Consider the following 26,941-nt stretch of genomic DNA (forward strand, 5'->3'; position numbering starts at 1 on the left):
GTTTTTTTGTTCAATGAGGTTTCAGGATGTCGCATACGATCCGTGATAAACAAAAAATCATAGCCCGCACAAACAAGATTCAGGGGCAGGTGGTGGGGTTGAAAAAAATGCTGGATGAACCTCATGAGTGTGCCGCCGTATTACAACAGATCGCAGCAATACGTGGGGCAGTGAATGGATTAATGCGGGAGGTAATTAAGGGGCATCTGACAGAACATATTGTTCATGAAGTTGAGGAAAAGAAACGAGAAGAAGATCTTGAGGTCGTGCTGAAAGTGTTGGATTCCTATATTAAGTAATCGCACCAATCGCCCGTTTTTGAAACAGTGCTTTTTATTTGCTTTCTTCTCTGACACGTTAAAATACCAAATGAAACCATGTGTTACCACCACGTGTGGTGCACATCCTGCACAAAAAGCAGGCTTATTTTAAGATGTTATTCGTTTTCCAAGCGGCAACCATTATCAATTAAAGATATCGTTCAGCAGAGGGAGACAAGTTACCCCCGAAATGATTTACCCGTTGTGTCTAGGCGGAGGCGGCAGGGGTGATAGCCCAGACCCTCAGTTTAGATCTTGCGAAATTACGCGATGGCGTTCTGATTAGTGTGGAAGCGGCGGGCAGGTATCGGTATTTTCGTCTTGCCGGCCCTCACATAGCCCAGTTGCTTGAAAATTTGGCCTCCGTCGGCCCTGTCGCTTCTTAATGGCAGACAACCCCCAGTCCGGCTGCCAAAGAACTTCGCTTTGCGCGGTGCTGTTATGCTCATCTTGCGGGTCAGACTGGTATTGCTATTACTCAGGCCATGGTTGACCGCAATCTGCTCGAAAAAGCCGGGAACTTGCATTATTACGTCACTGACGCCGGGGTAACTTGGTTTGAAATGCAGGGGATAGCACTGGCATGTGCGAAGGAAGGCAACGTTCTGTGCAAACGTGTCTCGACTGGACAGAACGACAGCCTCATATTTCAGGCACAGTGGGCGCGAAGCTGATGCAAATGTTTCTAAACCGCCAATGGTTAAGCCGACAGCCCGCGACTCGGACGTTGAGAGTCACTTCTCAGGGACGTAAAGCCTTTGAACAGCATTTTGGTCTTAAAGCCTTTGCCTTACTCAAAGGGGCACTGGCGAGTCAGAAGAAGTGAAACTCAGGGGGGAGGGTGAAAACGGCGGTAACGCCCCGTTACCGCCGCTTTACCGTATCAGGCGGTATGCAAGCCCCTGCTACACAGAAATCATATCAGAGAAAATAAAGGCGTGGGTGACTTTAAGACACTACCAGACTCGCAATTTCCAAGCTTGAAAATAGTGCGAAAAATAATAATAGCTATTTGGGACAGGTGAATGAAATGAGTCAGAATACCTAAAGGCGATGAGTCATGTCATCGATGCAGTTTGTCTTGAAATAGTAATGAACTCCGCCCTTTTATGAACAATACTACTTTGTATTGAAGACTATTTTTCAGATGGTCATTCTCCGACTATGGAAGGATTGAGAGGTTTCGGCGTCATGAGTGTGGCGAAAGAAAGATAGCCGAAATTTAAATGTTGATTGGAGCGCACTTTAAAAGTGGCTTGCTGTTTCACACCAAGATATTGAGATGAGTTTTTTCAGGGTAAATCTAAGTTTCGCCATCATGAATATAAAACGGATATACGATGAGCTCTGTTTGTGAGTTTATCTTAACAGGATGATTGCGATTGCTCTCCTCAGTGCTAATAGGATAAGCGTCCATATTAAAACAGGCTTGGAGCGTCAAATAACTATCTGATTTGCAGTTGATATATTTTTAATTCACATGACTTATTTATAAAACGCTGTGAGTGTAATAAGAGCCTTGCGCATTTATTAAAGGCATATTCCCATGATTTAATTATTAGGGTTTTACGCATATTAATTGAGTGTTATCACTTATAGGAATGATAATGATATTAGGCACCTTAACTAAAAAAGCATTGCCAGTGGCCTTGTCAACAATACTTCATCATCTGGATGAGTCAGGGCTGGAAAAAATATTTCGTCTCGGAGCAAGGATTTCAAAGGACAGTAAAGAGGATTTACTTTCATTAGCTAAAATGTGCCATGACCACGATCCCATGGTTAAAGGCTGGATCCAGGCAATCAAAAAATTAAATCCCGCTTCACGCAATAAGCTCATTTCAAATCTTATTTTTAATCACATTGTCGAAGGCACGGCCTTGCGTGATGCGGCAGGCGAGGAGTTTGAAACACACATTCCCTTTTTAATATTAATCTCCCCTACCTATGAGTGCAATCTGGAGTGTAAAGGATGTTACTCCGCATTATATGGCAACAGATATCATTACACGGAAGAGGAGATATTCAATATCGTTCAGCAGCTCTATGACCTTGGCGTTCGCTTTTTTACCTTCACGGGTGGCGAACCCTTTGTTTATAAACCCTTAATGAAGGTGTTTGAAAAATTCAGTGACTGTTATTTCATGGTCTTCACGAACGGTACGCTGTTAACGGAATCTCGCGTCGATAAACTGGCCAAACTTGGGAATGTGGCGGTCACCATATCGATTGAAGGGGATGAGCTCATGACAGACTGGAGGCGGGGAGAAGGGACATATCAAAAAATCATCACGGCGTATGAGCGGCTCAACCGAAGAGGCGTTTTATGCGGGGCGTCTATCATGGCGACCTCCAAGAATCATGATCAAATTATCAGCCATGATTTTTGGGACTTTATGATCAACGACCTGGGGATTAGCTATTCCTGGGTATTTCAATATATGCCAATGGGGCGAGATGCCGCGTTTGACCTTGTCCCGACAGCCCAGCAACGGTATGAACGTTTTCATTTTCTAGAAGCGCTCCGTCAATCCGGACGTTTAGCCTTTTTGGCCGATTTCTGGAACCACGGATTCTTAGTCAATGGGTGCATGTCAGGGGGAGCCAACTACCTCCACATTAATGCCAAGGGAGGCGTTGAACCCTGCGTATTTCAGCCCTATTCAGTGGATAATGTCCGCGAAAAATCCATCGTGGATATCCTTAAGAGCCCCTTCTTCGAGGGCTATAAAAAACAGATCCCCTTCAATGATAACCTCATGCAACCCTGTCCGATTATTGATAATCCGCAAAAGTTCAGAGAGCACATCCAACAGCATCATGCCACTCCCCAGCATGAAGGTTCGGACAGCTACTTCAAGTTCTCACATGAATTGGATGCACTTTCAAAAGAATGGGAGAAATATGCCATTAAAATATGGAAGGACGAAGGCTACGGCGAGGCCTACCATGCTGAACACGGAACCTATACCGTGACCAAGCCGGAATGAGAAAAAGATTTTTCCGCAGAGTAGTCAGTAGCTGCATGTGTTTATGAACGATATAAGAAGATTATATTATTGATTCTGTAATCCGGTAATCCGGTAATCCTATGAGCCAGTAATCCTTAGCTGTTGTGACGTCACTGAGGAACCTCTTACAAGCCCCTGCGTTTACCGGATACAGCCTATCTGGGGCTGCCAACGTATGTTGGCGATACAGCTCACTCACCGAAAGACATGGCGTGATACCTACGCGGTATTGATGCATAAGTCGGTGATCCCGCAGACCGTCAGGCGCCGTTCTCTGTGCAGTACATGCAAAAAACAGGTCAGAACGGCCATCAAACCTCCCGCCACTGAACCGCCATCTGCCTAACTGTGCACAAGCATCTTCTTCGCTGAGCGCAACCCCCATGTTGTCGAGGACTGCTTTGGATTTTATCAAATAGTAATGATAATCATTTGCATTAACTTGTGGCAAATGATAACTGTATTAAGAGAAGCGTGAACACAGCGTCAGGTTTTTTGGCGTCTGCATTTCTCGCGATGCGGCGAAAAAGGGGGGGGGACTACCGACGAAGTTGCCGTTCTCCCAGGCAGACGGTGCAGTTGAGGTACGGTCAGTGTTGCAGGTGGCGGTAAAGGACCCTGGCAGAGAGGGCCGGTATTACGGGGAAAGGAGAGCAGTGAAGGATATGAAGACTGATGAATTTGTGCTGGAGGTGGAAGGCCTCAGCCTTCTCTCGCCTGAGCATAACCTGATACTGGATAATATAACTTTCAGCCTGAGGGCGGGAGAGAAAATGGCGGTGATTGGGCCAAACGGAAGCGGAAAAACCAGCCTTCTCCAGGCACTCATTCGCGAAAAGCGTCCTGACAGCGGCACCATTTTACTCAGGGGCCAGCCTCTGAATACGCGGTCTGCTCTCGACTGTGCCAGAGAAATCGCGTTTCTTTCACAAAGTGACATCCCCGATTTTCGTCTGTCCGTTGAAGAATATGTCTCACTCGGCCGTTTGCCTTATTTCGGCCAATACGCGTCTTCGGACGGCGCCCATATTGTGGCGCAGGTGATAAAGGACATGGGTCTCACCGCGTACAAACACCGCCTGATGGGGGAGGTATCCGGTGGACAGCGGCAACGTGCTGCCCTCGGCAGAGCGCTGGCACAATCGCCCTCAATCTTACTTTTGGACGAACCTACCAACCATCTTGACCCGCCGGGCCGGACAGCGCTGCTTTCGCTGGTCAAAAGCAAAAATATCGCAGTGATTGCGGTATTGCATGATTTAACCGCAGCGGAAGCATTCGCCGACCGGATCCTGGTGCTCAACGAAGGAAAGCAGGTGAGTGATGATATTCCCGAGTCCTCCTTGCAAAACCAAGTCATTTTCCCGGTATTCGGCATGCACAGTTTCCGTGTCGCGCATCCCCACGAAGGGAAAATGTTGCGCGTTTTTGAAGTGCCGAGCGGTTCTTAAGGATAGAGGTCAACAATGAAACGAATAGGGTTACTCATTATCTTTCTTTCAGCAGGCTTTTCGGTCAGCGCGACGTCATACCCCATAATCATTGATAACTGCGGAAAACCGGTCACTTTCACCCACGCCCCTCAGCGCGCGGTGATCAATGATATCAATATGGCCGAAATGGCCTTTGCACTGCACTTGCAGGATAAAATTGTCGGGCTAACCGGTATCACCGGCTGGTACAAGCTGACGCCGGCATTCCGCAAAGCCATGGGTACCCTTCCGGAACTGGCGCCAAAATACCCTTCGCTGGAAACATTAGTCGCCGCCGAACCCGATTTCTTTTTTGCCGGCTGGAATTACGGCATGAAAATCGGCGGGGACGTGACGCCAGAAAAATTAGCCCCTTTTGGCATTAAAACCCTCGTACTCAGTGAAAGCTGCATACAGGCCGGCGTACGTCCCCAGAAAGTCAGTATGGACCTGCTTTATCAGGATGAACTGACGCTGGGTACCCTGTTTGATAAACAAGAAGAAGCCCGCGCGCTGGTCAATAACTGGAAGCAACAACTGGCGGCGCTACCTGCGAAACCTGCGGGCAGCCCTGCGTTGAAAGTGTTCGTGTATGACTCTGGGGAAGATAAACCTTTCACCAGTGGCAAATACGCGATGCCGACGGCCATCATCGAAGCGGCGGGTGGCCGAAACGTGATGGATATGCTTCCCTCCGGATGGACAAGCACGTCCTGGGAGACCGTCGCGACGACAGATCCTGATTTGATTATCCTCCTGGACTATCAGAACGGTGCAGGTGCACCCTCGCTGCGAGAGTTTCTGGAGCATCACCCGCTCATGAAGCAAACGACGGCTGTGAGACAACATCGTTATCTTAAATTACAGTACGCTGAGCTGACACCCGGTCCTGCCAATATCCCTGCTGTACAAAAGCTCGCTCACGCGCTTTACGCCCCGGAGCATCCATGAGCAGCGTGGCAAAGCGGCTTGCGCTGATTGTTCCGCTTTTCTCGTTAATCCTGATGGGGCTGCTGTTTTTGAGCCTTGGGCTCGGAAGTGTCGCGCTGTCATGGCATGAGGTTTACGCAATACTGCGTGGCAGTCATCTGCCAGGCATGCTCGATACGATAGTCATGGATTTGCGCTTGCCCCGGGCTTTACTGGCCATATTGACCGGCGCCGGTTTGGCCATCACCGGTGCATTACTTCAAACGACGGCACGCAATGAACTCGCCGATCCGTTTCTTTTCGGTCTCTCGTCAGGTGCCTCCGCCGGAGCGGTTCTCGTCATCACCCGCTTCGGCGACGTGCTGGGGGACATGACGCTGCCGATATCAGCCTTCTCGGGGGGCATACTTTCCGCTCTGGCGGTCATGATAATGTATCGAGTGAGCCGGATACGGCGCGCCGAACAGCTCATTGTGTGCGGCCTTGCCGTTTCATTCCTCTTCAGCGCACTGACGAGCTATCTGATTTTCTCTGGCGATCAGCGTGCCGCAAGTTCCGCTTTATTTTGGTCCCTTGGCGGTCTGGGTCTGGCGAGATGGGATAACCTCTTTATCCCGTGTTTAAGTCTGCTCATGCTCGGGGTCTTTACGGCATGTCGCTGGCGTTCGCTCGATAGCCTGCTCGCGGGCGAACAAACCGCGCGTTCTATGGGCGTGAACGTCTCGCGTTTAAGAACGGAGACATTCATTTGCTGCGCGATCTCAACGGCGTTTCTCGTCTCCCTGACGGGGGTGATTGGATTTGTTGGCCTTATGGTGCCTCATCTGGCGCGACGCGTTGTCGGCGTGAGGCACAGTATTGTCATCCCGATATGCGGTTTATTTGGGGCAATCTTGTTAACCGGGGGAGATATCCTGAGTCGCAGTCTCATACAAAATCAGGAACTCCCGGTCGGCATCATTACTGCTGGTGTCGGGGGCGCTTTTATTATTTCTATGCTCATACGAGGGAAATAATGTTTAAAAGGACATGCTCATACGGTGTGAGGCGATAAAAGTAATGCAAATGTGACAGGGAGTATGTTTAACCCCCTGTGAAAAAGTTCCCCATCGCAAAGCATGCCCATTTATTTAACAGCAAGCTGAGGGGAAATGATTAAATAAATACTTTTACTATTGTTATCTTAAAAGTAACCCTATTCTTTATGAAGGGTGACTTAATATCTATGTCTATCTAAAGGTTTCTGGGGGAGGGGTGACTGCGGTTTGTCTTTTTCAGGGAAATAGGATAAGCGCCTTAGTGAGTTCCAGGCGATATTGCGTTGCCAATCTTCAAATCTCTGGGTGGTGGCAATGGTCTGCCATGCGCGGATCGCCCTGCGAAATAACCCTTTCTTTTCGAGCCAGTATGCATTGTTTTTTAATGTTTCGAAGTCAACCATATCCATAGCCTCATCGGTTTAGTGTGAATTCCTATCAGAACAGTAATCGTAAAAAGAGGGGGGCGAACACTACCAGGCAGACACCGGAAAACATCATCACCAGACTTGCTACCACCCCTTCTTCTTTTCCCATTTCATAAGATCTCGCGGTGCCCGCCCCATGCGATGCCCCGCCCAGACCTGCACCCCTTGCGGCAGCATGCCGAATAGATAGCAGCAGAAAAATCGCGTCACCCACGGCCACGCCCACGACACCCGTCAATACCACAAAAAAGGCAGCCAGATTAGGCTCGCCGCCGAACGACTTCACCGCAGCAAGTGCAAAGGGTGTCGTCACTGAACGTACCGCCAAACTGCGTTGCACCAGGTCCGGCAGATAAAATAAACGCGCCAACCATACCGAGCTGGTGACAGCCAGGACCAAGGCCGTCACAACGCCTGCGGCAATGGATTTCCAATGCAGGCGGATCATCGCCATATTTTCATAAACAGGGACCGCAAAAGCGATGGTCGCCGGCCCCAGCAACCACACCAGCCAGTAAGACTCAGCAGAATAGTCAGCCCAGGAAATTTTTATGGTCAATACGAAAATTACCAGTATTGCGGGCGTAAAAACCAAAGGCATAAAGAGTAACGTATGCCATTTTTGATAGAGCTTTTTATTTAAAATATAAATCACAAATGTGACAACCAGGCAGAGTAGCTGCACTTTCTGAATATGTCCTAGCATTTTTCTCTTTTCCGTAATTCATATTTAAAGACTTTATCTACAATATAAGCCGTAGCCGATAATACAATCGTGGTGCTAAGGACGATAACCACTAGAATTCGGATTCCCTCATTCTCAAGAATGTCGAAATAATTGATAATGGCGACGACGGCAGGAATAAAGAACAGCAGCATTTCTGAAAGCAGTAAAGATGAACCCCGTCTCACATAGCGTACGGGGATCACCTTCGTAAGCATCGCGACAAATAAAATCACCATACCGACAATATTCGCTGGCAAGGGTATCGATAATGTCTCCACGATAAATACGGAGAGTAAAAATAAAAGAATATAAAAAACAACCTGAATACAGGTTTTACATGTATTTATCATAAAAATGATGACGTGTTCTGGAAAGAAGTTGCAGAAAGCTTATCACTTTCCCTATCATTCTATAAATGAATAAAAAGAATCCAAAACATTCCACTTTGGAATGTTTTGGATGGGCGGGCCAGGTATGCCCCTGCACGCAGCTAGGGGTTTAAACGGTGATTTTACGTCGGACAAACAGACCGTAACTCAGGGCACCCATGAAGAGCAGAGCCGCGCCGAGTAAAAACACATTCGTAAATTTTCCCGTCATATCGAGGATGATACCGGTCATAATCGGTGCGAGTGCGGCACCGAGGAAACCACCGAAATTTTGGATCGCACCGAGGGAGGCCACCTGGTCTTTTGGCGCAATATCGCTGGCTAATGTCCAGAGAACACCCTGTGGCATCTGGGAGAAGAAGTATCCCAAGGCAAGAAGGCCAATCGCGACAGGCGTGCTGGAAACAAACGGAATAGGCGCAACAAAACAGGCTGCCAGCAAGGCTCCCAGCACAATGGGGATTTTTCGTGAGGTGATAGCCGCAAATCCGCGCTTCACTAACGTGTCGGAAATGAGTCCGCCCACCAGGACGCCAAGAATACCGGCGAGGAAAGGAATAGAGGCGATCCACCCGGTCGCTTTGAGGCTAAATCCCAGTGAGGTTTCCAGGTAGCTCGGCAGCCAGGTCAGATAGACCCAAATCGTGAACATAATGGAGAAGTTCCCAATCACCATGGCCCAGGTCGCCGGGTAGCGGAACAAAGCTCCCCAACTGGATTTCGAATTTTCACCTCTTTGTGGGATCGACGCATGGCCTGCATGCAACAGTGCGTATTCACGCGCATCAGGATCCCGATAAAACTTCCACCACGCGAATAACAGCGGCACGCCCATTACACCAATGGCGACAAACATCCCCCGCCAGCCTAAGGTGATCAGAAGAATCGTCAAAATGGGGGGCGCTATGGCATTGGCAATCTGCGAACCCGTGTTAATGATGGCACTGGGCAAACCCCGTTCATTTTCCCCAAACCAGCTGTGGATAATCTTTATGCCTGATGTGAAAAACGGCGATTCGGAAATGCCGAGCATCATGCGCAGCCCATAGAAAAAGCTGTAACTGTTTACAAAGGCCGCCAGCACGCTGAAACCCGACCACAAACAGAGCGCGGCTGAGAACATGCGTTTAGGACCAAATTTATCCACCAGCCAGCCGGCCGGTAAATTTGCCAGCGCGTAAGGCCATAAAAAGGCCGATAAAAGCAGGCCCATTTCTGTTTTAGAGAATCCAAATTCTGCGGCAATGGTGGTGTTGGCGATGCTCAGGTTGGCGCGATCCAGATAATTTACAATGGCCGCCAGCAATAAAACCAGGATGATGACCCAGCGTAATCGACTGATGTGCGGGCTCGGGATAGCGCCCGCTGTGGCTTTCACAACGACTGGAGAGGTACTCATAAAGAAGCTCCTTGCTCAAACTGACGGTAATAGGGTTTGATGGCCGCTTTGCGTCACCGCGATATGATCGCGTTCTTGAAATCAGCGCGATGCCTATTCGGCGTAAACACGATGTTCAAAGAGTGAGTGGGAGACATTTCACCCCCACAGAAACCGCTCACTCAGGGAATGCAGGGCACACGTTTCCCTCGCCGGAGTGAAGCGATCTAAATAATCATCGTTATTGCGTATATCGTTAGCGAGTGGACATAGGAAGGCACGTCATGGGGCAGTGTCCGCCACCCCATTTCAGTGAATTACTCTACGATCCTTTTGCCCCAAAGCTCGCTGCCCTGGTGGATTTGCGCCAAAAGCACACTGAGTCCCCAGAATTTTTCCAGGACGTCATCTTTATTCGCTCGGCAGAATTCGCTCTTAAAAGTGCCAAGATGCTGATGATAGATTTTTGCGTTTTTCGGGTATCCCAGCGTTTCAGTGACGGCGCTGAGGGACAGAAACAGCGACAATTCCTGTGCTTTCTCGGGCTGGCCGGCTCCGTGGCGGTAAAGCCAGCAGTAAAGCTCGGGATGAAAATTGGTGAATACACCACTGAACCCTTTTGCCCCGGCTAACATTGCTGGCCACGCAATCGCGGCATTGGCATTGATCACGTTAAGGGGGGAGTTTGCTGCGATCGCGACGCGACGCGATACTGTGGCCAAGTCACAACTGACGTCTTTGAGCACCACAAAACGCCCGCTCTGAGCGCAAACACGGAATTCTTCATCGGTCAGCAAACGACGATAGGGGGCGGGACATTCATATAATCCGAGAGGGAGGTCCGAGGGTAATGTCTCAAGTAGGGTATTGAGGGTGGAATAAAAAACCTCACTGCCTTGGTTTTCTGGATCCAAATGATTCGTCACCAACACCAACGCATCAATGCCCGTTTGCGACATGGCTAAGAGTTCTTCTTTTTGGCACGCCAGATCATCACTAATGTGGCCTGATGCGATCACCGGGATGCGACCTGCAACCTCTTTGACGACAAATTCAGCCACGGCAACGCGCTCATCCAACGTCAGAAATTGCATTTCACTTGACTGGCACACCGCAAACAGCGCATCGACACCTTTCGCCAGATACCAGTTAATTAAGTGGGTCAGTCCGGGATAATCAATCTGATTGTCTGGCGTGAAAGGGGTTAACATCACAGGCACAATGCCTTCTATCGGTTTCATTTATTCTCCTCTCCCCGGCTCTGGCCGCGGTAGTAAATGTTAGATTCTTCGCTGAGCCAGACGCGTCAGGACCTGCTCACGATCGGGCATATTGGATGCGCCTTCGCGTTCAACCGCCAATGAGGCAAAGGCTGAGGCGTATGTCGCGGCTTGAGCGATGCTTTGCCCATCGGCAAGCGCCGCGGCTAACGCACCATTAAACGCATCCCCGGCGCCGGTGGTATCGACGCTGAGCGCCGGGAAAGCCGAAATATGCTGAAACTGGCGTTGGTCATAAAGTAATGCACCCTGGGAGCCCATGGTGATGATCACGCATTGGGCACCGAGCTGAACAATGGCCAGCGCAGCGTCTTTCGCGCTGGCCAGGTCTGTGATTTCAATCCCTGAAAGTAACGAGGCTTCGGTTTCGTTGGGGGTAAGGATGTCGATAAAGTTCATACAAGACAGTACGTCACGGGAAAATGGCGCAGGGTTCATGATCACCCGAACGCCCAACGTTTGCGCAAGCTTGAGGACGTTCAGCGTAGCGGAAATGTTGTTTTCTAGCTGTACCAGCAGCACGTCAGATTGCGCCAGTTCCGGCGTAAGCTCCGCAATCTCCGCGTCGGTAATCGTTTTGTTTGCCCCCGAGTAAATCGCAATCATGTTTTCACCATCTTCCTGGGAGACATAAATGATGGCGCTGCCGGTCGGCTCTTCGTCTGTCTGATACAGTTTGAACGAATGAATGTCTGAGGCTGATAAGTGATCAAAGGCAAACTGACTGAACTGATCCGTGCCGACTTTCGACACAAAGTGGACGATGGCCCCTGCGTGGCTGGCCGCCATCGCCTGATTTGCCCCTTTCCCGCCCGGCCCCAACGTACTTCCTAGGGCCATCAGCGATTCACCTCCCTTTGGAAAACGTGCCACTTTAGCGACGATATCCACATTAAAAGATCCGAGAATACAAACCTTACCTGCCATTTTCTCTCCCTTATATCGAGTCGGACGCTGCGTACGCGGGTTTTTCATCCGTTGCAGAAGCACGTCGAAACTCTCACTCATTTCACTGATTAATGGTGCTTGCATATTGCGGCGCACAATCAGGGCGCCACCATGACATCGCTGCACCAGACCTTGTTGCGCGAGGGCGTTGAGATCTGAGCGGACAGTCTCTTTGGTGACATTGAGGGTGTGTGCCAGCCAGTTGACAGTGATGCTTTCATGTTGATTCAACCAGGCGAGGATCTGCTGTCGTCTTTCTTGTAAAAACATTGAAACCTCCTGAACGGCGAAATAAGAATAAGCGCGCGATGGCTTTTAAGAATGTGACTGAAATCTATTCGCTTCGGTCAAAACAAAAACAAACAAAAAACGACGGACCTCGGGAGACGTCTGTTTCAGGTGATAAGAATGTCCTCGGGACGAACAAATGAAGGGATGGAGGGAGTATGTTGAAGGTTAAGCTACCGTGACCATGGCCTTGAATCTAACAGGGAGAAAATTACCGAACGACTATATCAATCCATTTACAAATGCGACTTCAGACATTTCGCAGGGCGGAACAATAAGGTCAGGAGGCAAGAAATAGTCAACACGATCAGAACTTCTTCTGACCTTAATATGTACGGATACGATATTATATATTTTGTGGCTCGCGATAAACATATAGTTTTTCGCTATACGTTTATCGGATTGGTATTGCTTTCGCCTGATCCCAGATAGAATAATCGAACCTTCTTACTCGAGGAATAGCTTTACTGCCAATGTTCACTGGGTGTGGCCGAAATAACCTGCTTTAAAAGTGAGGCTCTATTGCCTGTCATTTTTAATGACTTTCATCCCATCATTAACAAAATGCATATCACCGATATTCTTGACGTTATACTGACCATCACGATATTCAATTTTTACGACTGCGGCATTCCCCATGCCTTTATTTTTTAAAGGGCTGTCTGTCATATCTGAAATCATAATACCGATTGACATACCCGATGAAACAGCAAGGATATTTCTGTCATGATGAACCAGCGCATTTGCTACCATGTAATACAGGGCTCTTTGCATCCGATTTCTTACCTGAAGTGCCGTCTCCGCATCTTGTTTCTCATCGGCCTTATGAATCGCGTCGGCCAGTTGGGTAAGTGGCATTTTCCCTTGTTGGCGAAGCAAGGTCATTTCATCATGGGTATGGAATCCTAACGCCTGACCTGCTGCGCTATTCATTGTTTCATTAGATAATCCTTCAAAGCCGCCAAAAAATACTTCGCGGAGATCCTCTAATTCGGTGGGCATCTGCTTACTGTGGTGCGCCTGCATAATTAACGCCAGTGTTTCACGCTGCCTCCCGAGATCGCTTGAGTAATACTGAGTAAAATCGATGGCTCGGGACCCCACGCCGAATGCGCGTGCCACTTCTGTGCCTTCAGTTGTGAGGGGAGTATCAGACCATCCCTGTACGCGATCATATTGATTAAATATCGTCTGTCCATGTCGCACAAAATAGACATCCACCTCACCTTTCTGATTGTCGTGGATTTGTGCCAAAGCACTGCCTGAAATGAGGAGTAGGGAGGTTAACACTGCGTGTAATTTTCTCATGTCGTCTTACTTCCTTGTGAAAAAATGAAATATAGGCCGGTTTTACATTTAAATAATATGAGGTGGTTCACATAATAGATAATGTTACATTATGAAATGTTCTCACGCGCATAGTTTAATTTTCCTGGCGTTAAGCGTGAAAATTTGGCGCAGCCTTTCGCTCCGTCAGATAATTTTAGAAGGTTTGACCTCAATCACTGCCAGGTTATTTATGATGTCTGGTTATGTAGATATTCTCATTCTATTGCCTCTTCGTTACAGTGATAGAAGACTTGTGTCTAAAAAATGTTATCGCTGAAAAAAAACAACTAATAATAACCTCGGATAGGAATTTTCGCTAACCACGCTTTGAATCCACAGATTATTCTGTATTCCTCTTTCTGTGACTATTACAAATATATCGCCGTTATGAATAACCCGGGGATATAGCACGACGAGTTAAAATTGTGCTGCGTACAGATATCACCCTCGGGTGAGCATCACTCCCGATGAGGGCGTCGCACGCTATTGTTGACCCATTACAGGGCGCATGAAGATATTTAATTTAAGCATTTGATGTAAATCAAGACGTATCATTTTTCCGCGTTTTTCACCGATAGAGATGGCTACATATGATAGTTAATATCAATTAGATATCTATTATTGATAGCTATTTATGATCATCATATCGTGTGGGAAGCCTCTTTTCTGGACATACCGGTTTCGCGTATTACAGCCCTGAAAAGACAGCCTGACACACTATTTAATGCGTTTGGGGCTTGCGGGGCTTCTCGATATTTAAAATGTGGCGTTTACGCCATCTGAACTTGAGGTGAGATCTGGATAGGTTGGCAAACTCCCTACCGGTCGAGACGAATAAGGACAGAGCAGATGACATGGCGAGTGTTGACCGCAGGAGCGGTCCTGTTAGCGACCTTTGCACAAGCTAGCGAAGTGACGTTAGAGCAGGAGTTACAAACCTTTTCAGTGGAGACCGGGGCAACGCGTGTGATTTATACCCCGGGATCTGCTGGCGCCACTCTGACAGTGATTAACCCCCAGTCTTATCCCATGCTAGTGCAATCAGCGGTATGGCAGGCGGACAAAAAAAACAAGGCACCCTTTATCGTTACACCGCCCTTGTTTCGTCTTGACGGTCACCAACAGAACCGCCTGAAGGTGGTGAGTATTGGAGATCTCAGGCCGTCAGATAAGGAGTCGCTGAACTGGCTGTGTCTTACCGGCATTCCCCCTGAACCCAACGCCGTTTGGGCACAAGATGACAAGGTCATCAAGGCCGCCCCCGCAAAGCAGGCCACGCTGTTAACACAACTTCGGGTTACCTCCTGTCTAAAATTGCTGGTCCGCCCAGCGTCTTTAAAAGGTGACCCCGTCGATAAGGCGATGTCCCTGACATGGCATCGGTCCGGCACCACGTTGACGGTCAATAACCCAACCCCTTTCTTTATGAACTTAAAATCTGTCCGGCTAGGGACAACATCGATCGGCGCACCTGGGTATGTGCCGCCGATGGGCCATCTCGGACTAAAGCTCCCCGAACATCCGACCGAGGGCCCGGTGCGTTGGACGCTGGTGACTGATTATGGAGGAGAAAGCCGTGAGTTTTCTGCCGCCTTACAATAATTCACTTTTCCCCCTAAAGGCTCCACAGACTGACACACATTAAGGATAAGCGGTGGGACGCAAATATCACATGTTATCCCTCAGTCTTCTGGCGATAGTGAGTGTTCCTCAGGGGCGAGCAGGATTATATCGGTTCAACCCTTCACTGGTAGACAGTAAGGAGCAGCAAACCGATCTTTCTCTGTTTGAACAGGGTGGGCAACTGCCAGGGACATACACCGTAGATATCATGCTCAACGGCGATCGGGTGGACAATCGGGATGTCATGTTTACCCAAGTGCTTACACCAGCGGGTCATTCTCAATTGAAGCCCTGCCTGAGCAGGGCGCAACTTTCCGCCTATGGCGTCAAGGTCGAAGGTTTCCCGTCAGGTGAGCGAGAAGGGGGGCACTGCTTCCTTCTCGATGCTATCCCCGGAGCCCGAGCGGAGCTGAACTTCAATACGCAGACATTGCAACTGAGTATTCCTCAGATTTACCTCCGGCCGGTGCTGTCGGGGATAGCTCCGGAGGCCCTTTGGAACGACGGCGTGCCCGCTTTGCTGCTTAATTACCAGGCCAGCACGACCCGACTAGAGTCCCGGGGAGTGGCAGGAGAGGTAGAAGAAGATCATTACTTACAGCTGTCCCCTGGCGCCAACTTCGGTCCATGGCGGCTGAGAAACACCACAACATGGCAGCGCACCGGCGTCCAGCCGGGACGCTGGCAAACCATCAGCACGTATGCAGAACGGGGACTTAATGGTATTCGCAGCCGCCTGACGTTCGGAGACCGTTACACGGCAGCGGATATCTTTGACAGCGTGCCGTTTCGTGGCGTGATGCTCGCGTCGGATGACAACATGGTGCCCTCGAGCCAGTACATGTATGCCCCGGTGGTCCATGGAGTGGCCCGGACACAAGCCCGCGTGGAAGTGAAGCAGAACGGTTACACCATCTATAACCGGGTGGTCGCCCCAGGTCCCTTTGCGCTGACCGATCTCAGTCCGACCGGTTCCGGAGGCGAACTGCAAGTGACGGTGTGGGAGACGGACGGGCAACCACAGGTGTTTATTGTGCCGTTTCAAACCCCGGCAATCGCGGTGAAAGCCGGTTACCTGCGCTATGGGCTGATGGCCGGGCAGTACCGGTCGTCCGATCGCAGTGTGAATGACGCCCAGGTGATGCAAGCCACCGTGATGTACGGCCTGCCCTGGGATCTCACGGCTTACGGTGGCGCACAGGCTGCGGAGCACTTTCAGTCTGCCTCTCTGGGAATGGGCGTGGCGTTTGGCGACTGGGGAGCGGTATCGGTCGACGTGACGGAAAGTCAGGGGCAGCGCTGGCAGCAGCAAAATGAACGGGGGCGCTCGGTAAGGATGCGCTACAGCAAGCAATTAGTAACAACCGATACCACGATGACGCTGACGGACTATCGATACGACCAGGACGGATACAACACTCTGTCGGACGTCCTGGACACCTGGCGGGATGACAATCAGCAGGGCTGGGGATCGAATAATACCCGGCGAAAAAGTCGAACCGGATTGACAGTGAGTCAGGGGCTGGGGCGCTGGGGGTATCTCAATTTTAGCGGGTACAGAGAAAGCTATCGTAAACGTTCAGGATCCGACACCACGGTGAATGCGGGTTATTCCGTACCCATCGGGGATATGACACTTTCCCTGAACTGGTCGCAGAGCCGCTATGTTCACTCATTAAAGGAGGGCAAAACTGACCGCGTCACCAGCCTGTGGTTGAGCGTACCGCTGCGTCGCTGGATGGGCGGTGACACCGCGGTCTCTTACCGCTTGACTCATCCGTCTTCAGGTTCTGATACCCATTCAGTCGATCTCAGCGGGAATGTGCTGGACCGCCAGCTTCACTGGGACGTCAGCCAGCAGTACCGGCCGGATACCACAGGTGATCGGGATAACGGGGCAATCAACCTCGCCTGGAGTGGAGCCTACGGGCAGCTTTCAGGTAACTACAGCTACGGGAGCAGTTACCGCCAGATGGGGGCCGAGCTCGATGGCGGTATGGTTATCCACCGTCACGGGCTGACGCTCAGTCAGCCGCTGGGTGACACGGTCGCCCTTGTTGAAGCACCGGGTGCGGCAGGTGTGGGTGTCGGCGGATTCTCCGGCGTACGAACAGATTTTCGGGGTTACACCACGCAGGCATACCTGATGCCTTATCAGGAAAATACGGTCAGCGTGAACCCCCTGACGCTGCAATTGGGCGTGGATATCACCACCACGGATGTGAAGGTGGTGCCCACTGCCGGGGCCGTCATACCCGCCCGCTTTGCTACGCGACGCGGAGCGCGGGCATTGATTACCCTGAAACAGACGGATGGACGCCCGATACCCTTTGGCGCACTGGCTTCCCTTCAGGGAGAGGCTGGCGGAAGCGGCGTGGTGGGTAACGCAGGAGAGGCCTATCTGACGGGCTTATCGGGGCAGGGGGAACTCAACGTGAGATGGACGGGACACGCCTGCCACGCGCCACTCCGTTTGCCGGCGCAGGTCGGTCCAGGCGGGGTCTATCGTATGACGGCGGTCTGCAGAGAAGGAACAGGCAATGAAACGGTTTCGTACCACCAGTAGAGTCACGTTGCTCGCCTGTGCCCTGATGTGGGCGTCCGTGGTGCAGGCAACGGCCCCGCAACTGTATATACGGGTGACAGAGAATATGCGGGCAGGGCGATTGAAGGATGGCATGTTGCTCGCGCAAGTACGTATCACTTATCTCGATAATCACTGCGGTTTCCAGGTCTGGAGTGAGGTGCCCAGGGTGAATGGGGAGCCGGAACGCTATGCGCTTACGGGGAAGAATGCGTCGAATCAGATACTGCATGTCCGCCTGAAGGGGCAGGACTGGAAGACAGACACGCAAGGTGGGAAGGGGTTGATGCTTAACAGCAGTGAAACCTCCGCAACCCTCCAGGTGCTGGCTGATGGTAACAGCCTCATCTACGATCGAAAAAAAGGGTACTCAATTCGTGTGGACAATCAGGCCGGGCACAACACGTTGCTTGAGTTGTCGCAAAGGCCCTGGAAAGAAAAACGGTCAACCGTCGAACGTCGCAGGACATTACTGTCTGCCCTTTTGCGCCAGGAGGCGGAAATCTCACTGGAGGAACTCGAGGCAACATGGTTTATCAGCATCTATAGTTTACGAAATGACATTACTTTGCTTAAACGGCATGTTGCATCCTATGCGCTGAGTATTGTGACTGAAGGCGCCGATAAATTTACCCTCGCGGGGAGTGAAATAGCGGTTCGTCGGTGCATATACGACCACTTGCTCGGTTCTAAAGACGTCGACGAGGATTATCAGGATGTCTTTGGTTCGTTAACGCCTCTTTCCACTATTAAAGTGGCGCTCACTGACTACTTTGTTAAACATGATGTCGTGATCAGTGATGTCAATTTACGCTTTTTCAGCTTGATTTGTGCTATTGCTTGCGAGCGTATTATCCGGGGAAGTTGGTTGCTCGATTATGAATTTACCGACTGTGCGCCCAGGATAAAAACCGTGGCATCGGACATACTATACCTGCTGCTGGCGGGGCAAGTGACGGTTTTACTGCAAAGTGAAATCGATTTTATGGCGATGAATCTCACCGCATTTTGTGCCGTGTCGAACGAGAGTGCTTCTGAGGGTTCACTGTACGACGCTGAGCACGCGGTAATGAACCATTTTTTAACGTACATCAGTGCGTCCTGGTGTTTCGATGTTCGTTATAACGAGATGTCGCGTCAAAATTTGCTCCGACACATTAAAGCCATGCGTCTACGGGTTAATCATGGCATCACCATGATTAACCCGCTGATCGACCAAATCAAACGTCACTATCCGCTGATGTATGAGTTGACGCTCGCTGCTTTCAGTGAGGTAGAACCGCTCTTTTTTTCGAACACGATCAGTGATGATGAGATTGGCTATCTCGTCATGCATATCGGTGCCATCCTCGAAGAGACGCAGTTGAAAGACGAGGGGAGGAGGATCACTGCTTTAATCGTCAACGAACAGGGTGAAGCGTCGACCAGGATGGTTTGCCAGAAAATAGTCAGGATGTACCCGCACATTGTTATTGCAAAGTGTATTTCGCTTGAGCAATACAAAGCGATGGGCAATGTTGAAAATGACATTGTCATCAGTTTTGTGGACATTGAGGAAAAAAATAAACGAGTGATCAGTCTGCCTCCTTTGCCAGAAAGGTGGCAACTGGAGAATATGAAATATTTTTTAAATGATGAAACCATTCCCCCCGCCGCAACGGTGAATTATTTTTCTGCAGAACACTTTTTTGTGTTCGATAACCCCAACCCGACGAAGTCGTCAATCATCCGCTTTCTGGCATCGCAGTTAGAATTAAAGGGGAGGGTAAATCCGCATTATTTAAGCTCGGTCATGGAAAGAGAAGAGAGGGCATCTACATTACTGGATGACAAAATTGCCATCCCTCATCCTTTGGGGCTGGTGGCCTTAAGCACAATGGTCACGGTGGCAATATTCCCTCAAGGTATTGAGTGGGATGAGGGGAAAAGAGTGAAGTTGGTGTTTATGCTGGCCATTAGTGAGGATGCTTTTGTGGATAGTATGATCATTTATGACTACCTAACGAATATTCTTGATAACGACGTTATCGATCATTTAAGCCAGTGTTTAACATTTACCGATTTCATGTCTTTGTCGAAGAAGTATTTTCTCTAACACGGCGTTGAATTCATTTCTTAATTTAAGCATCAAGGCCTGCAATGCAGGCCTTGGGTATATTATTGCGAACGGATCAGAACGAGAAGCACGAACATCCCAGCGCGCCCCAGAAGGCGTTGTCGTTGGAGACCGGAACATCGGCCCCCCGGGCGATGTCATGGCTGTGTTTATGCACGCCACACGGACCGGCGCACTGATGTGCCTGACGAACCAGCCCGACGCGCGCCGCACCTTCTGGCGGGGCAGAGCGGTAGTGGCCCGGCACTTTGGTGACCGGTGACCAGTCCGGCAGAACCGGGATTGCCGGCGGGGCGAGTGGTGAGAAACTGCCTGCCGCGTAAACCACTTTGCCGTCCACCACGGTCATCACCGATTCAATACCCTTGATGCGTTCTTCCTGCACGCTGAAGAAATCTTCAGAAAGCACCGCCAGATCTGCCAGCTGTCCGGCTTTGATCTGCCCCTTTTTTCCCTGTTCACTGGAGAACCAGGAGCTGCCCTGCGTCCACAGCATCAGCGCAGTTTCGCGGTCAATGCGCGCATCATCGTCATACATCGCCATACCACCGACGGTGCGGCCAGAAACCAGCCAGTATAGCGCGGTCCACGGGTTGTAACTGGCCACGCGGGTGGCATCGGTGCCTAGCCCGACCGGCAGTCCGGCGGAGAGCATTTTCGCCACCGGCGGCGTATGTTTAGTGGCTTCGATACCGTAACGGTCTGCGAAATATTCCCCCTGAAACGCCATGCGATGCTGAACCGCAATGCCACCGCCCAGCGCTTTCACGCGTTCGATATTACGCTCGGTAATGGTTTCCGCATGGTCAAAGAACCAGTGCAATCCATTGAACGGAATGTCTTTATTCACCTTTTCGAAGACATCGAGCATACGGCTGATCGACTCATCATAAGTGGCATGCAGGCGGAACGGCCAGCGGTGCTCCACCAGATGACGCACCACGCGCTCCAGCTCGACCTCGGTACCCGGCGGTAGGTCCGGCCGCGGTTGCAGGAAGTCTTCAAAGTCAGCGGCGGAGAACACCAGCATTTCGCCCGCGCCGTTGTGGCGGTAGAAGTCGGTGCCTTGTCCCGGTTTGAGCATATCGGTCCACAGTTCAAAATCTTCCAGCTCATGCTGTGGCCGCTGGGTAAACAGGTTGTAGGCGATGCGCACGGTTAGCTGATTTTTCTGATGCAGCTCATCAATAATCTGATAATCCTCAGGGTAGTTCTGGAAGCCGCCGCCCGCATCAATCGCGCTGGTCAGGCCGAGACGGTTCAGTTCACGCATAAACTGGCGGGTGGAATTCACCTGCTGCTCCAGCGGCAATTTCGGGCCTTTTGCCAGCGTCGAATACAGGATCATCGCGTTCGGTTTGGCGATCAGCATACCGGTCGGATTGCCGTTGCTGTCGCGCTGGATTTCGCCGCCCGGCGGGTTCGGCGTGTCTTTGGTGTAACCGACCACCTTCAGCGCGGCGCGGTTAAGCAGGGCGCGGTCGTACAAATGCAGGATAAACACTGGCGTGTCGGGTGCTGCCTGATTGATTTCTTCAAGCGTTGGCATCCGGCGTTCGGCAAACTGGAATTCCGTCCAGCCACCGACCACGCGTACCCATTGCGGGCTGGGCGTGCGCAGCGCCTGTTCTCTCAGCATCCGCAACGCATCGGCCAGAGACGGCACGCCTTCCCAGCGCAGTTCCAGATTGTAATTCAGCCCGCCGCGGATGAGATGCAGGTGCGAATCGTTGAGACCGGGAACCGCCGTGTGACCGTGTAAATCCACCACCTGAGTGGAGGCATCCGCAAACTGCATCACTTCATTTTCGGTACCGACAGCAAGAAATTTGCCGTCTTTAATCGCCACCGCGTTCGCCAGGGGTTTCTCCCGGTCAACGGTGTGAAATTTGCCATTAATCAGGATCAGGGAAGCAAAACTTGTCATTGGAAAAGCTCCTGTCATTGCGCGGAAGTGCGCGTCAGCCATGAATGGAAAACTCGGGTAATGATGGGCATCCAGAGGAAAACCACCAGCGCAACGACGGAGGCATCATTGAGTAAATGACCGCCTTCCGTGCCTTTAAGCTGTGGCAAAAACTGCCCCCAGAACCAGGGCACAATGTGGGTCGAAGGGTAAATCACCAGCAAGGTCAGCAGGTATTGTTTCCAGCGGGCAGGCGGACGAACGGTCGCACTCGGCGGAGTGAACCAGAATTCTGCGCCGGGGCGCACTTCGGTGCTGTCGTCCTGTAACAGCAGCGGGCTGACTTCTGCCACCAGCTGTTTACGCAGTTCGGAACTGTGCCAGGCGTTGAGATTTTCCAGCGTGTCGAAGCGCACCAGAATGGTATACGGGTCACCGCTGCGGCTTGGACGGATGACGTTGACGCCCAGATGTCCGGGGAACGTGCTCGCCTGCGGCATGATTTTGTTCAGCCAGGCTTCGTACTGCGCCTCGCTGGCCGGGGCAATTTTATGCGTGATGACGAGCGTAACGTGTTGGTTATGGGACGGGGACATACATCACCTCAGCTGATTTAAATGAAAGCATTTATCGAATCAATGAAATGATGTTAGTCGGCAGGTTGAATCAATGATAGGTGAGAATTTTTGCGTTCTTGTTAAATTTTTTGAGGGTTATTCTTCGCCGACCACGCGCAGTTCACGCTGCCTGAGAATGCGGTGCAGATTAAACTCCAGCCAGTCGGCCAGCCCGGCAACCTGGTCCTTCATCTCAAGTCCGAGAGGCGAGAGACTATACTCAACGTGCGGCGGCACCACCGGAAATGAATGCCGGTCAACAAAGCCATCTTCTTCTAACGCCTGTAAGGTCTGCGCCAGCATCTTTTCGCTGATGCCACCGACTTTACGGCGCAGTTCGCTAAAGCGCAGCGTTTCGTCGCACAGGGCAATCAGGATCAATAAACCCCAGCGGCTGGTGACGTGGCGCAAAATCTCGCGGGAAGGGCAATTTGGATCAAGGACTTTCCCCTGACGGATTTGCTCTGACAGCGGCAGGCGTGATTCAAACGGGTCTGACGGAATTATTTTCATACTTACCTTTTGGTGCGTACTTACGAAAAGTAAGTGTATCGCATAGGATGTCTTCACGGCGACGAATTTCGCGTCTTGCAGAACATAAACCCAGAATATGAACATTGTGTCGAATCGTTCAGGAGAATAAATATGATCGCAGTTACCGGTGCTACCGGCCAGTTAGGCCGCCTTGTTATTGCCGCACTTCTGAAAAAAGTGCCCGCAAATCAGATTATTGCCGCAGTACGCAGCCCTGAAAAAGCCAAAGATCTGGCGGATCTAGGTGTTCAGGTTCGCCAGGCGGATTACAGCCAGCCTGAGACGCTCGATGCAGCGTTTAAAGGCGCAGAAAAACTGCTGCTGATTTCCTCCAGTGAAGTCGGCCAGCGCGAGGCGCAGCACAATGCGGTGATCGCGGCAGCGAAGCGTGCGGGCGTGAAACTTCTGGCTTACACCAGCCTGCTACATGCGGATAAATCTCCGCTGGGTCTGGGCACCGAGCACCGTGCGACCGAAAAAGCGTTAAGGGAATCCGGCGTTCCTTTCGTTCTGCTGCGTAACGGCTGGTATACCGAAAACTATGCCGCGAGCATTGCTCCGGCGCTGGCGCATAACGCCTTTATTGGCTCCGTCGGCGAAGGAAAAATTGCTTCCGCAGCGCGTCAGGATTACGCCGAAGCGGCAGCGGCCGTTCTGGTGCTCGATAATCAGGGCGGAAAAATCTACGAACTGGCGGGGGACGACTCTTATACCCTGGCGGAATTCTCAGCCGAAATTGCACGTCAGTCCGGCAAAAAAGTCGATTACGTGAATCTGCCGGAAGCGGAATTTGCGAAAGCGCTGCTGGGTGCGGGTTTACCGGAAGGTCTGGCGAATATGCTGGCAGATTCTGATGCGGGCGCAGAGAAGGGCGGTCTGTTTGATGACTCTCATACATTGAGCAAACTGATTGGTCGTCCGACAACGCCGGTAAAAGACGTGATTGCCGCGACGTTAAAATCACTGTAATACGTTAGGACACTTTTCCGGCCTGTTAACATTTTACGTAACAGGCCGGTGGTGATGTTAAATCACGTCATCCTGCGTGGAGAGCAACACCAGCTCCAGCAAATTGCGGCAACCCTGCTGGTTGCTGACGTTAGACTCCTGCTCCAGCCGGCGCAGCAGCCCTTCAATAATCGCTTTATTACTGACCGGATACCGGTTGTTTAATAGCCCTGAAACGATGGTGCCGAGGATCTCGACTTCGCTCAATGTTGGGGTCTCACGGACTTTGAAATAATCACTGATTTCTGTAACTGTTTGTTCTGCTTCGAGTTGCATGTAGACCTCCTCAAACTTCTCCGCGAATTGCATCGCCGGAAAAGTGCCTATTGCCAGTCAGAAAAGAGAATATTGTGAAGCGTTTCTTCACAATCACCGTCCCTGTTCATCCCGTGATTATTTTATACAAAAATAAAATTCAGCCGTAAAAAAAACCTTTGGAAGAAGGGAAATCCAATTTTTTCTTCCAAAGGCCAGGCCTAAACTGCCCTAAAAGACGGACTAATGATGAAGCAGGGGTAGAAGAAAGTTATACAATGATTGCAAATATGTACAGGTATGGATGTGAAAAATCTCAGATAATGTTGCTAGCAATGGATTAAAAAGCACGAAAAGCTCATTTCTTTATGCTGCCAATACATTCACGGGATGAGTTAGTTCCGTGAGTTATGGTTAAGAAGGTGATTTATTTGGCAGCCTTTGCATCAGTATTTCTGCATCTGTACAACCGCTTTCATCTGCGGCAGAATAGTCGCCCTTTTTTTGCGCTATCTGGCGAATTCTGCGGCGGCAGACAGGAGATTTTCGGTGAAAATTAACGTCATCGGTACCAGCGGCAGCGGCAAATCGACGCTGGCGCGGGGCATATCTGAGAAACTGAATATCCCTTATATCGAGCTGGATGCACTTTTCTGGCGGACTGACTGGCAGGGTACGCCAGACGAAATATTCTTTGCCCGCCTTGAAGAGAGATTGGCGGCCAGCGACAGCTGGGTAATTGACGGCAATTACAAACGCACGCAGCCGGTAAAATGGCGCAATATTGATCTGATCGTGTGGGTGGATTATTCGTTCGGACGCACGGTGTGTCAGGCAGTGAAACGGGCGGCCACGCGGGCGTGGGGCAGGCAGGAAATCTGGGCGGGAACGGGGAATTGCGAGACGTTTCGCAAAAGCTTTTTCAGCCGGGATTCGATCATCCTGTGGACGCTGAAAACGTACAGTAAAAACCGCCGCCAGTATGAGGCCTTACTCAGTGACCCCGGCTGGCCTTTGTGCGTTTACGCTCACCCCAGCAGACTGAGGTTTTTCTGCGTAATCTGACCGAGCTGTAACACCATCCACGGGCTGAATGCCCACGGCGTGGTACGCACACTGCTCAGTAAATCTTCCGGTTTCACCCATTGGTAATCCATCACTTCAGACTCCCGCGGAGCCGGGGGCTGGCGGGTGAAGGCGGCAAAAATCGGGCAGAATTCGTTTTCGACAATGCCGGAAGCATCGGTGGCGTAATACTGAAACTCATCAATCAGCGGGGTGATATTTTCCACCGGCAGGCCGAGCTCGTACTGGCAACGGCGCGAAACAGCCGCCTGAAACGTTTCGCCGGGCAACGGATGTCCGCATACCGAATTGGTCCAGACGCCCGGCCACGCGACTTTACACAGAGCACGGCGCGTCAGCAGGATCTCGCCACGTTCATTGCGGATGTAGCAGGAAAAGGCCAGATGCAGCGGAGTATGGCCGGAATGTACCAGCGTTTTATCCATGGTTCCAGATGGCCGATTTTGCACATCCAGCAACACGACTTCTTCAATCATAAAAACTCCCGTAACTCCTTAACTTTCAACTCTCAGTTTCCAGCATTTGCCTGAGCAAACGCACCAGATGCTGCTGATCGTCAGGAGATAATCTTGCTAAAAACTCGGTATCCACCTGCTGACTGACCGGCTGAGTATTCGCCAGAACGGCATTGCCCTCTGCGGTCAGCGTAATAAAACGACGACGCTTATCCGCCGGATCAGCCTGACGGACTAACAACCCGCGAGATTCCAGCCGTGAAAGCATTTCTGCCAGTGTGGCCTTACTGCTGATCGCCACACCGGTCAGCTGCACCTGCTCAATTCCCGGATTTTCAGCAACCGAGCGCATCACGGCGTATTGCGGTTTGGTCAGTTCCGGGATGCATTGCTGCCAGCGTGCAGTGTGCTGCTGGAATACCTTACGCATTATATGAAAGGCTTCCTGTCTCAATTGTGTGCTCATCATCAGTTTCCGCTGTTCTTATTGGTCTGCGGCTATTTTAGCAACCTCTGAGGAATGAATGCGACAGACCATTGCGGTGATTTGAAAAGGAGTATAAGGTAAAAATCATTCGTATACGAACAATATACTCAAAAATCATCATCTGTGTGAGGCCGGAATGAAACTGATTATCGCAATGACGGGCGCGACGGGCGCTCCGCTGGCAGTGACGCTGTTGCAGGCACTGCGGGAGATGGAAGGCGTGGAAACGCACCTGGTGATGTCGAAATGGGCGAAAACCACGATTGAGCTTGAAACGCCGTACACCGCGCGAGAGGTCTGTGAGATGGCCGATTTCACGCACAATTGCGCCGATCAGGGGGCCACGATTTCTTCGGGTTCATTCAAAACGGACGGCATGATCATCATCCCGTGCAGCATGAAAACGCTGGCGGGGATCCGCGCCGGATACGCCGAAGGTCTGGTCGGGCGGGCGGCGGATGTGGTGCTCAAAGAAAACCGCAAGCTGGTGCTGGTTCCGCGTGAAACCCCGCTCAGCACCGTTCACCTTGAAAACCTGCTGGCACTGTCCCGCATGGGGGCCGCCATCGTGCCGCCGATGCCGGCTTACTACAACCATCCTGAGACTATTCAGGACGTGACAGACCACATTGTCACCCGCGTACTCGACCAGTTTGGCCTTGAATATCATCGTGCTAAGCGATGGGCAGGGTTATCGGCAAGGAGTGACGGCGTCACTAATTAGTTTCTAAAA

24 protein-coding genes and 1 pseudogene are annotated in these 26,941 nt (G+C 50.9%); 11 read left to right on the forward strand and 14 right to left on the reverse strand.

Annotated elements, in window-relative coordinates; all coding sequences use genetic code 11:
* The first annotated feature begins 26 nt into the window (after positions 1–26).
* A complete protein-coding gene (gene rcnR / locus D5398_RS21790) occupies positions 27–299 on the forward strand; it encodes a Ni(II)/Co(II)-binding transcriptional repressor RcnR (protein ID WP_120509502.1) in 273 nt (90 codons plus the stop codon).
* A gap of 284 nt (positions 300–583) precedes the next feature.
* Here rcnR and D5398_RS21795 read toward each other — a convergent pair whose 3' ends face one another.
* Positions 584–847, reverse strand: a complete 264-nt coding sequence (locus D5398_RS21795) for a hypothetical protein (RefSeq protein ID WP_120509503.1) — start codon at positions 845–847, stop codon at positions 584–586.
* Positions 848–1,927: 1,080 nt separating this feature from the next.
* On the opposite strand from D5398_RS21795, the gene D5398_RS21805 reads away from it, so the two are divergent.
* The 4 genes from D5398_RS21805 (at position 1,928) to D5398_RS21820 (ending at position 6,749) form a co-directional block, all read left to right on the forward strand.
* Positions 1,928–3,310 (forward strand): radical SAM protein, encoded by a 1,383-nt coding sequence (locus D5398_RS21805; RefSeq protein WP_120509505.1) that lies wholly within the window; start codon positions 1,928–1,930, stop codon positions 3,308–3,310.
* A gap of 686 nt (positions 3,311–3,996) precedes the next feature.
* A complete protein-coding gene (locus D5398_RS21810) occupies positions 3,997–4,782 on the forward strand; it encodes an ABC transporter ATP-binding protein (protein ID WP_415838493.1) in 786 nt (261 codons plus the stop codon).
* Positions 4,783–4,797: 15 nt separating this feature from the next.
* On the forward strand, positions 4,798–5,754 hold the full coding sequence (locus tag D5398_RS21815) for an ABC transporter substrate-binding protein (RefSeq protein ID WP_120509506.1): 957 nt from the start codon (positions 4,798–4,800) through the stop codon (positions 5,752–5,754).
* On the forward strand, positions 5,751–6,749 hold the full coding sequence (locus tag D5398_RS21820; RefSeq protein ID WP_120509507.1) for a FecCD family ABC transporter permease: 999 nt from the start codon (positions 5,751–5,753) through the stop codon (positions 6,747–6,749). The genes D5398_RS21815 and D5398_RS21820 overlap by 4 nt, the downstream gene beginning before the upstream one ends.
* Positions 6,750–6,949: 200 nt before the next feature.
* On the opposite strand, the gene D5398_RS21825 is transcribed toward D5398_RS21820, so the two are convergent.
* The 7 genes from D5398_RS21825 to D5398_RS21855 form a co-directional block, all read right to left on the reverse strand.
* Positions 6,950–7,174: a hypothetical protein gene (locus D5398_RS21825; protein WP_119824065.1), complete on the reverse strand. Its 225-nt coding sequence runs from the start codon at positions 7,172–7,174 to the stop codon at positions 6,950–6,952.
* A 34-nt stretch (positions 7,175–7,208) separates the two neighbouring features.
* Entirely contained in the window at positions 7,209–7,892 is a 684-nt protein-coding gene (locus D5398_RS21830) for an LrgB family protein (protein WP_415838495.1), read from the reverse strand.
* 5 nt (positions 7,893–7,897) lie between these two features.
* Positions 7,898–8,275 (reverse strand): CidA/LrgA family protein, encoded by a 378-nt coding sequence (locus D5398_RS21835; RefSeq protein ID WP_120509508.1) that lies wholly within the window; start codon positions 8,273–8,275, stop codon positions 7,898–7,900.
* Between the two features lie 148 nt (positions 8,276–8,423).
* Complete coding sequence (locus D5398_RS21840) at positions 8,424–9,713, reverse strand: MFS transporter (protein ID WP_120509509.1); 1,290 nt, start codon at positions 9,711–9,713, stop codon at positions 8,424–8,426.
* A gap of 296 nt (positions 9,714–10,009) precedes the next feature.
* Entirely contained in the window at positions 10,010–10,933 is a 924-nt protein-coding gene (locus tag D5398_RS21845) for a dihydrodipicolinate synthase family protein (RefSeq protein ID WP_119824072.1), read from the reverse strand.
* A gap of 39 nt (positions 10,934–10,972) precedes the next feature.
* On the reverse strand, positions 10,973–12,190 hold the full coding sequence (gene rbsK, locus D5398_RS21850; protein ID WP_119824074.1) for a ribokinase: 1,218 nt from the start codon (positions 12,188–12,190) through the stop codon (positions 10,973–10,975).
* A gap of 537 nt (positions 12,191–12,727) precedes the next feature.
* Positions 12,728–13,516: a histidine phosphatase family protein gene (locus D5398_RS21855; protein ID WP_120509510.1), complete on the reverse strand. Its 789-nt coding sequence runs from the start codon at positions 13,514–13,516 to the stop codon at positions 12,728–12,730.
* Between the two features lie 870 nt (positions 13,517–14,386).
* Between D5398_RS21855 and D5398_RS21860 the strand changes: the two genes are divergently transcribed.
* From D5398_RS21860 to afaD, 3 genes are all read left to right on the forward strand, one after another.
* Entirely contained in the window at positions 14,387–15,139 is a 753-nt protein-coding gene (locus D5398_RS21860) for a fimbria/pilus periplasmic chaperone (RefSeq protein ID WP_120509511.1), read from the forward strand.
* A 70-nt stretch (positions 15,140–15,209) separates the two neighbouring features.
* Positions 15,210–17,726 carry a fimbria/pilus outer membrane usher protein gene (locus D5398_RS21865; RefSeq protein WP_120509512.1) on the forward strand — a complete coding sequence of 839 codons (2,517 nt, stop codon included), beginning with the start codon at positions 15,210–15,212 and terminating at the stop codon, positions 17,724–17,726.
* Entirely contained in the window at positions 17,701–19,839 is a 2,139-nt protein-coding gene (gene afaD, locus D5398_RS21870) for an AfaD family invasin (protein WP_120509513.1), read from the forward strand. The genes D5398_RS21865 and afaD overlap by 26 nt, the downstream gene beginning before the upstream one ends.
* Positions 19,840–19,915: 76 nt before the next feature.
* On the opposite strand, the gene D5398_RS21875 is transcribed toward afaD, so the two are convergent.
* The 3 genes from D5398_RS21875 to D5398_RS21885 form a co-directional block, all read right to left on the reverse strand.
* On the reverse strand, positions 19,916–21,787 hold the full coding sequence (locus tag D5398_RS21875) for an amidohydrolase (RefSeq protein ID WP_120509514.1): 1,872 nt from the start codon (positions 21,785–21,787) through the stop codon (positions 19,916–19,918).
* A gap of 14 nt (positions 21,788–21,801) precedes the next feature.
* Positions 21,802–22,362, reverse strand: coding sequence for an antibiotic biosynthesis monooxygenase (locus D5398_RS21880; RefSeq protein WP_120509515.1), 561 nt, complete (start codon positions 22,360–22,362; stop codon positions 21,802–21,804).
* Positions 22,363–22,479: 117 nt separating this feature from the next.
* The gene (locus D5398_RS21885) at positions 22,480–22,896 is read right to left on the reverse strand and encodes a winged helix-turn-helix transcriptional regulator (protein ID WP_120509516.1); all 417 of its coding nucleotides are present in this window, start codon (positions 22,894–22,896) and stop codon (positions 22,480–22,482) included.
* Positions 22,897–23,028: 132 nt separating this feature from the next.
* Between D5398_RS21885 and D5398_RS21890 the strand changes: the two genes are divergently transcribed.
* Positions 23,029–23,886 carry an SDR family oxidoreductase gene (locus D5398_RS21890; protein WP_120509517.1) on the forward strand — a complete coding sequence of 286 codons (858 nt, stop codon included), beginning with the start codon at positions 23,029–23,031 and terminating at the stop codon, positions 23,884–23,886.
* A gap of 57 nt (positions 23,887–23,943) precedes the next feature.
* Here the strand turns inward: D5398_RS21890 and D5398_RS21895 are convergent, their stop codons facing one another.
* A complete protein-coding gene (locus D5398_RS21895; RefSeq protein WP_120509518.1) occupies positions 23,944–24,201 on the reverse strand; it encodes a biofilm/acid-resistance regulator YmgB/AriR in 258 nt (85 codons plus the stop codon).
* 528 nt (positions 24,202–24,729) lie between these two features.
* Here D5398_RS21895 and D5398_RS21900 point away from each other — a divergent pair.
* Positions 24,730–25,256, forward strand: a pseudogene (locus D5398_RS21900) (shikimate kinase).
* Here the strand turns inward: D5398_RS21900 and idi are convergent.
* Entirely contained in the window at positions 25,209–25,742 is a 534-nt protein-coding gene (idi, locus tag D5398_RS21905; protein WP_120509519.1) for an isopentenyl-diphosphate Delta-isomerase, read from the reverse strand. The pseudogene D5398_RS21900 and the gene idi sit on opposite strands and share 48 nt — an antisense overlap.
* Positions 25,743–25,767: 25 nt before the next feature.
* On the reverse strand, positions 25,768–26,187 hold the full coding sequence (locus D5398_RS21910; RefSeq protein WP_120509520.1) for a MarR family winged helix-turn-helix transcriptional regulator: 420 nt from the start codon (positions 26,185–26,187) through the stop codon (positions 25,768–25,770).
* Between the two features lie 157 nt (positions 26,188–26,344).
* Here D5398_RS21910 and D5398_RS21915 point away from each other — a divergent pair, with 157 nt between their 5' ends.
* A complete protein-coding gene (locus D5398_RS21915) occupies positions 26,345–26,932 on the forward strand; it encodes a non-oxidative hydroxyarylic acid decarboxylases subunit B (RefSeq protein ID WP_120509521.1) in 588 nt (195 codons plus the stop codon).
* Positions 26,933–26,941: the final 9 nt, after the last annotated feature.

Origin of the sequence: Rahnella bruchi (assembly GCF_003614975.1) — a bacterium.
GTDB lineage: Bacteria > Pseudomonadota > Gammaproteobacteria > Enterobacterales > Enterobacteriaceae > Rahnella > Rahnella bruchi.